5 protein-coding genes are annotated in these 7850 nt (G+C 37.6%); 4 read left to right on the top strand and 1 reads right to left on the bottom strand.

Going from position 1 to position 7850, the window contains the following annotated elements; translation table 11 throughout:
* Window positions 1-230: 230 nt before the first annotated feature.
* The 4 genes from TJ68_RS06200 (at window position 231) to TJ68_RS06185 (ending at window position 6669) form a co-directional block, all read left to right on the top strand.
* Window positions 231-989 (top strand): RsiV family protein, encoded by a 759-nt coding sequence (locus tag TJ68_RS06200; protein WP_040929299.1) that lies wholly within the window; start codon window positions 231-233, stop codon window positions 987-989.
* An 85-nt stretch (window positions 990-1074) separates the two neighbouring features.
* Entirely contained in the window at window positions 1075-4215 is a 3141-nt protein-coding gene (locus TJ68_RS06195) for an efflux RND transporter permease subunit (protein WP_040929298.1), read from the top strand.
* A 94-nt stretch (window positions 4216-4309) separates the two neighbouring features.
* Complete coding sequence (locus tag TJ68_RS06190; protein ID WP_337587683.1) at window positions 4310-6094, top strand: SLC13 family permease; 1785 nt, start codon at window positions 4310-4312, stop codon at window positions 6092-6094.
* 62 nt (window positions 6095-6156) lie between these two features.
* On the top strand, window positions 6157-6669 hold the full coding sequence (locus tag TJ68_RS06185) for a type 1 glutamine amidotransferase domain-containing protein (RefSeq protein WP_040929296.1): 513 nt from the start codon (window positions 6157-6159) through the stop codon (window positions 6667-6669).
* A 91-nt stretch (window positions 6670-6760) separates the two neighbouring features.
* Here the strand turns inward: TJ68_RS06185 and TJ68_RS06180 are convergent, their stop codons facing one another.
* The gene (locus TJ68_RS06180; RefSeq protein ID WP_040929295.1) at window positions 6761-7408 is read right to left on the bottom strand and encodes an immunoglobulin-like domain-containing protein; all 648 of its coding nucleotides are present in this window, start codon (window positions 7406-7408) and stop codon (window positions 6761-6763) included.
* Between the last annotated feature and the right edge of the window lie 442 nt (window positions 7409-7850).

The raw sequence follows: 7850 nt of genomic DNA, 5'->3' as shown, positions 1-7850 counted from the left end.
AGGATACTTTTTAGGGTAGTTAAGGTTCTCTTTTCGTTCCCTAAACAATCCATGATGTAAGTTAATGTATTCATTTTAAACTCCTAACTCATCTTAAGGTTATCAATAATTATAATATAAGAGAAAAATAAATTAAACTCGTACTTGTTTCAAGGGCTTTAAATACTCAATGACTTCTTCGTTATGTTAAAATAAAAGTAATGAATATAGTTTACATTGGAGGCATTTATATGAAGCGTTTTGGCCTCTTTTCACTGTTCATGATTTTTGCTTTTATTCTTGCTGGATGTTCGAGTACGAATGAGCCTGTTAAGTTAAAACATGGTGTTGTATATAAGGAACATTCAAATAATCAAGATTTTGATGACTTGAAATTTGTTGCGAATGATTATGATGTGGAGATACATTATCCACATTTTGGTGTAGAACGTATCGATAAAAAAATCGAGAGTGCACGTAATAAGGAGTTCGAAGATTTCATAGATATTGTTAAAGATGATGATGAGTATATGGATTCATCGTTAAAGATTGTTTTTAATGCACATGACGTTAGAGGCGATATTTACATGTTTAACATTACGAGAGTTGTTAATCTTTCAAAAGATACGGAATACTCGATTCACGGGGTACTTGTAGTGAATACCGCAAGTGGTGAAGCGGTTGTAAGCGACAACTTGTTTAACATCGGTCAACCAACACGAGAGGCGTTATTTAAACGGTTAGATAAGTCGATTCGTGATAATCCGGCGTATGCACCGTATTATGACGCGAAAAAATTAGAAGACCGAACGATGGATATTTCAAAGACGTTTTCGAATGTTGACTTTAAAGGAGACGTCGTACAGTTCCACTATGATCAAAACGAAATTGGAAGTAGTGCGATGGGGACACCTAATGTAGAAATACCGTTTAGAGATGTCATCGAATTTTTAGAGCCGACAATTAAAGCAGTCGTTGAAGGTGAATTGATACCGACGAATGAAGACTAACATTTGCCAAGGGGATATTGTAACGTTGCCCCTTGGCTTTTTATCAATTAGAAATACATATTGAAAGAAATAAAGAGGTGCAAATGTGGTAAAAAGAATTGTAGATTTCTCGATTAAAAACAAACTCGCAATCGTATTAATGACGATTATCATCGCGCTTGGTGGTGTGTATTCTGCTTCAAAAATGAAGATGGAAATGTTACCAGACATTGACTCACCAGTGCTGACGATCACGACGCCGTATCCAGGTGCGACACCTGAAACTGTTTTAAATGACGTGACAGAAAAAATAGAGTCACGTGTAAAATCGATGGAAGGTGTCGAAGATATTCAAAGTCAGTCGCTGCAAAATGCGTCTGCGATCACTGTGATTTATGATTACGGTACGGATATGGATAAGGCGACTGACGAAGTCGAAACGATGATTGATGAATTAGATTTACCAGAAGGTGCCGAGTCATCTAGCATCGATACGATTTCGATGTATACATTCCCAATTATCAGTTATTCATTTACTGAAAAAGATAATGATCTTAAAGATTTAACACAGCGTTTAGAAGAAAATTTAATACCTGAAATTGAAGGCGTCGAAGGCGTATCGAGTGCGTCATTTTCAGGCCAACAAATTGAAAGAGTAGAGCTTTCTTTCGATGAAGCAGCATTAAAAAAGCATGATTTAAAAGAAGATGATGTCCTACAATTTATTTCGGGAACGTCCAATGATTTCCCGCTCGGATTATATACGTTTGACGATGAACTCCGTTCTATTTTAATCGATGGTCGTTTTAATACGGTAGAGGAGTTAAAAGAGTTAAACATACCAGCAGGGGAACCTGAAGCACCTGAAATTGACGATGAAACGAAAATGAAGCTTGCTGAAATGAGTGAAGAGGAACGTGAAGAGTTCCAAAAAGAAATGGAACAAAAAGCGTTAGATGCTGGACTAAAAACAGTTAAATTAAAAGACGTTGCAGAAATTAATACTGTATCAGAAAGAGAGTCTATTTCTAAAACAAATGGTAAAGACTCGCTTGCGATACAAGTTGTAAAATCTAACGATGCGAACACAGTAGCAGTTGCGAATGAAATTAAAGAAACAGTCGATACGTTTTTAAAAGATAACAAAGATATCGAAGCAGTTTTAATGATGGATCAAGCAAAACCGATTGAAGACTCAATTAAAACGATGTTCGAAAAAGCACTTCTCGGAGCAGCTTTTGCAGTAATTGTTATTTTACTCTTCTTAAGAGACTTTAAGTCGACGTTAATTTCTGTCGTGTCGATTCCGATGTCGATTTTAATGGCGTTTGTTATTTTAAAACAACTCGACGTTTCGATTAACATCATGACACTTGGTGCGATGACTGTCGCAATTGGGCGTGTCATCGATGACTCGATCGTTGTTATAGAAAACATATACCGAAGACTTACGAAAGAGGATGAAACGTTGCAAGGTCGTGAACTGATTACAGCTGCGACAAAACAAATGTTTATTCCAATTATGTCGTCGACAATTGTAACGATTGTCGTTTTCGTACCACTTGCATTTATTACAGGTGAAGTCGGACAAATCTTTAAGCCGTTCGCGTTAACAGTCGTATTTGCATTACTTGCGTCACTGTTAATCGCAATCACAATTGTACCGATGCTTGCGCACTTCTTCTTTAGAAAAGGTGTGAAAGTTAAACCACATCATAAGAAAAATCGTATCGCAGATAGCTATAGAAAAATTTTAGAGTGGGCACTATCCCATAAAGCGATTTCGAGTATCGTCCTTGTTGTCATTTTTGTCGGAAGTTTAGCGTTAACACCATTTGTTGGAACAAGCTTTATTTCAACAGGTGAAGATAAGTTCTTAGCACTCACGTATAAACCGTCACCAGGTGAAACGATTGAAGAAGTCGTTAAAAATGGTGAAGAGGCTGAACAAGAACTTAAGAAAAATAGTGACGTGACGAACATTCAATATTCTGCTGGAGGAGAGAATCCGTTTAACCCAGTCGCATCGAATGATATGGCGATGATGGTTGAGTATAAATCTGATACAGAGAACTTCGAAGAAGAACCCGCAAAAGTGTTAGAAAAACTCGAACAATTTGACCATAAAGGTTCGTGGTCGAGTATCGATGTCGCTACAGGTGGTGCGTCTAACGAAGTCAAAGTAACAATTAAAGGTACAGACTTCGATAAAATTAAAGCTGCATCTGAAGATGTAGAAGCTGTTTTAAGTAAGCACGAAGAATTATCTAACGTCAAATCTGATGTAAGTGATTCGTATACAGAATATCGCATCGTCGTTGACCAAGAAAAGGCAGCAAAACTCGGGTTAACTGCTGGTCAAATCGCGATGGAGTTAAACCAATACGAACCGAAACAAGTTGTGACTGAAGTCGGAGAAGTTGGTAAAACACAAGAAGTCATCTTAAAACACGATAAAAAAGAAAACTGGACAGAAGAGGAACTAAAAAATAATACGATTAAATCTCCACTTGGTAAAGATGTGAAGTTCAGTGAATTCACAACACTTGAAACTGGAGACACGCAAGATACAATTAAGCGTCTAAACGGAGATATGTACGCGACAGTGAGCGGTAAAATTTTATCAAATGACGTCGGTACTGTTACAGCTGAAGTCATTCAAGAAGTGAATAAGCTAGAAGTAGAAGATGGTGTTACAGTTGAAATTGGTGGAACGAACGAGGATATTGAAGAAAGCTTTGCGCAACTCGGACTTGCGATGTTAGCAGCGATTCTTATCGTGTATGTCGTTCTCGTATTAACATTCCACGGTGGAATTGCACCGCTCTCAATTCTCTTCAGTCTACCGTTTACAATTACAGGGGTAATTATCGCATTACTCATTTCAGGTGAGACGTTATCTGTACCAGCACTCATCGGATTACTCATGCTGATCGGAATTGTCGTTACAAACGCAATCGTATTAATCGACCGAGTCATTCATATGGAAGAAAGAGGACTTTCAACGCGAGATGCATTACTTGAAGCAGCATCTACACGTGTCAGACCTATTCTAATGACAGCACTCGCAACGATTGGTGCTTTAATTCCACTTATTTTCGGTGGAGATTCATCGATATTAATTTCAAGAGCACTCGGCATTACAGTAATCGGTGGACTCGTATCGTCTACGTTACTGACGTTAATTGTCGTACCGATTGTATATGAAGTACTGATGAATATTAAACACAAATTCTCTAAAAATTAACATATGTGTTATTAAACCACTTGGTAAACTTATCAAGTGGTTTATTTTTTTTAGAAATACGGCATCATAGAGGTAATCAATCTTTTTAAGGAAGATGCCTATGACGTTAGAAATGCTGTTTGTACTCGGCATGGTCGTTGTTATGCTCACGCTATTACTTTTTGAAGTAAGCCGAGCTGACTTTGTCGTATTTTTATTTTTAGTAATATTTTTAATGACGAATGTCATTTCTACTGAAGACGCTCTTAGTGGATTTAGTAACGAAGGTTTAATGACGATACTATTATTATTTGTCGTCGCGAGTGCGATTGAAAAGCACGGCATTATAGAGGGGGTCGTCTACAAATTACTCGGAGACAAAACGACGCCGAGAGGCGCATTATTAAAATTATTACCACCAGTTGGTGTGTCGTCAGGATTTTTAAATAATACGCCGATCGTATTAGCACTAACGCCGATCGTTAAAGACTGGGCGTTAAAACGTGGCTTTAGTCCGTCGAAGTTTTTAATCCCACTCTCTTATATTACGATTATCGGAGGTACGTTGACGTTAATTGGTACGTCGACGAACTTAATTATCCACGGGTTGTTAATCTCTAGTGGTAAAGACGGGTATAGATTCTTTCAGCTCGCACCTGTTGGTATTGTGATTTTAATTTTCGGTCTTATATATATCGTGACAGTTGGTTATAAGTTACTGCCAGAGCATTTATCTGCGACTGAAAAAATTCAAAGTGAGGCCAAAGAATTTTTAGCCGAAGCTGAGATTAGTGAAGATTTTGAGTATTGTAATCATTCGATTATTGACGTGACAAAAAATGCGTTAAAAGGGATTTATATCATCGAAATTATTAGGGATAAAAGACCACTTTCTGAAGTGAACGCCCATACGTATGTTCAAGCTGGCGACCGCATTATATTTAGTGCGACGTTAGACGCGATTGGAGATATAAAGGACGTCAAAGGATTATCGTTAAGAACAGGTAGTGAACTCACACTTGAAGACCTTCAAACTGAAGGGGCAGTGTTAATTGAAGCGGTCGTTTCACACCGTTCGATTCTCGTAAATAAGACGTTAAAAACATCGCGATTTAAAACGCGTTATCAAGCTGGGGTTATCGCGATTCACCGTAACAATAAACGTATCAACTCAAAAGTTGGAGATATCGTCTTAAAAGCAGGGGATACGTTACTATTACTTGCGGACGAATCATTTTTAGATGTTAATAAGTATAGCGATGACTTTTACATCGTGAGTAACTTAACACCGCCAGATAAGTTTATGCAAAATAAACGTCAAGGATTTGGCGTGCTACTATTACTCGGTATTATGATCGGATTAGTCGTTGCAGGTATTTTATCGATGTTAAAAGCGATGCTCGTCATGGTCGTTATACTATTCGTATTTAAAATTATATCGCCAAGAGACGCGATGACGTCGATACAGTTTGACGTCATACTCTTAATAGGAAGTGCATTTGGGGTTGGTAAAGCAATTACGAATAGTGGGCTCGCAACGTTTGTCGCAGAGCATATCGTGATGTTCGCTAAACCAATTGGAGTACTCGCGCTACTCGCTGCTCTTTATCTTATAACAAATATATTTACAGAGCTGATTACAAATAGTGCTGCAGCTGTAATTATGTTCCCAATCGCTGTTGAAGTCGCTGAAATGATGAACACGCATTATCTTGGATTTGTGATTGCGATCACGATTGCTGCGAGCAGTAGTTTTATCACACCGATTGGTTATCAGACGAACTTAATTGTCTACGGGCCAGGAGGATATAAGTTCACCGATTATATTAAAGTCGGGGCTCCGCTATCGATTATTACGATGATTATAACTGTTACGACGGTTTATCTTTTATGGTTTTAATGTTTGAGTGTCTGTAAATTCGGTTATATATGTACTACAACGAATTAGGAGGCAGTTATTTTATGACTAAAAAAGTTGCAGTATTAATGACAGATTTAGTAGAAGATAGTGAGTACACAGTACCAAAAGATACAATTTTAGAAGCAGGGTACGAAGTAGAAGTCGTATCACCTGAAGGTAAAGTAGTTGAAGGTAAGCAAGGCGGAAAATTTGAAGCGGATGTTTCAGTAGCCGATGCAAATGCTGAAGACTACGCAGCACTTCTCGTACCAGGTGGATTCTCACCAGACGTTTTACGTGGAGACGCTGAAGATAGACCAGCAAAATTTGCAAAACATTTCTTAGAAGCAGATAAACCAGTGTTTGCAATTTGCCACGGACCACAGTTTTTAATCGACACAGGATTATTAAAAGGCAGAAATTTAACGTCAGTTAAAAACGTTAAAACCGACTTAATTAACGCTGGTGCAGACTGGGAAGACAAATCAGTCATCGTCGACAACAACTTAGTGACGAGCCGTACACCAGATGACTTCGATGATTTCACAAAAGCAATTAGTGAAGCACTTAAATAAAATAAGAGGGTGAGACGTAGTAAATGCGTCTCACCCTTTTTTTGTGTTGTATTGAGTTTTTGTTGTATTGTGGTGTTTTGTCGGGAGTGTTTTATTCGACAGTCACTGTAATGGCTTTCGCGTTCGGCTTACCGAAGCGGTCGATGACCGTATAAGCGATATAGTACTCTCCTGGATTGTCAGTGTTTACTTCATCTCCAACGATGTAAACATCTTCAGTAATATCATGACCGTCAGTGTCGATGACAGTGACATCTTTTTTAGGATCAAACGACTCGCCTTGAGAAATTGTCACGTCTTTTACGTTTTTAAACGTTACGCGCGTGCCTTCTTTACTTTTTGAAGGTGACTTAGGAAGTTCAGTCGACGGCTCTTGAGACACAGTAACGAGTCTAGAGTTTTCGTACCATGAACCGTCTTCAGCTGTGACTTTATAATTTAAAACGTACTGCCCTTCAGTATTCGTATCGACGTCACCAGATACTTCAATATCAGAAGTGAGATCATCGTTAGAATCAATCGCATACACACCAGCAAGCGGATCAAAGCTATCACCGACTTGAACGTTCACTTCACCGATATTGTAAATCGTCGGATAATTCCCGTCGTAGTCCTCGATTAGTTTTTCAATTTGAACAGAATTATCACTGTTTTCTTCTATAGTAGTATTCTCTAGTGCATCTGCCGAAAAAGCAGTTGGTAAAATACCAATCATAATTTTAATTAAAGCAGTCTTCATACAAATTTCTCCTTCAAACATCTTAATAATAGTTTACTATGAAATAAGAAAAGAAAAAAGCATCAACTTGAGTGATGAGGTTGTCTTGTGTCGTTTATTTAACAGAATAAGTTCGTTTTTGTTAGATATATTGGGATAATTAACAAAAACCGGGTAGTGGCGTCGGGATTTGTTAGATAAAAAGTTTTAATTAACAAAAACAGTGGCGTCGATGCGAAATATGTTAAATAAATCGGGATATCTAACAGAATCGTGATATTTTTGTTAAATAAAATTTCTTGGAGGAGTATTTTTATCTTTTAAGAGGATAAAGAAACCTTTGGTCGCTCCTTATTTACAAAAAATCAGCTAATCTGTTAAATATATCAATATAATTAACAAAAACCAGCTCGAAGCACCAAAATTTGTTAGATAAAAATTATAATTAACAAAACGTCGCCGT

The organism is Nosocomiicoccus massiliensis (assembly GCF_000438455.1).
In the GTDB taxonomy this organism is placed as follows: Bacteria; Bacillota; Bacilli; order Staphylococcales; family Salinicoccaceae; genus Nosocomiicoccus; species Nosocomiicoccus massiliensis.
This window is presented reverse-complemented; position numbering and strand designations above follow the sequence as displayed.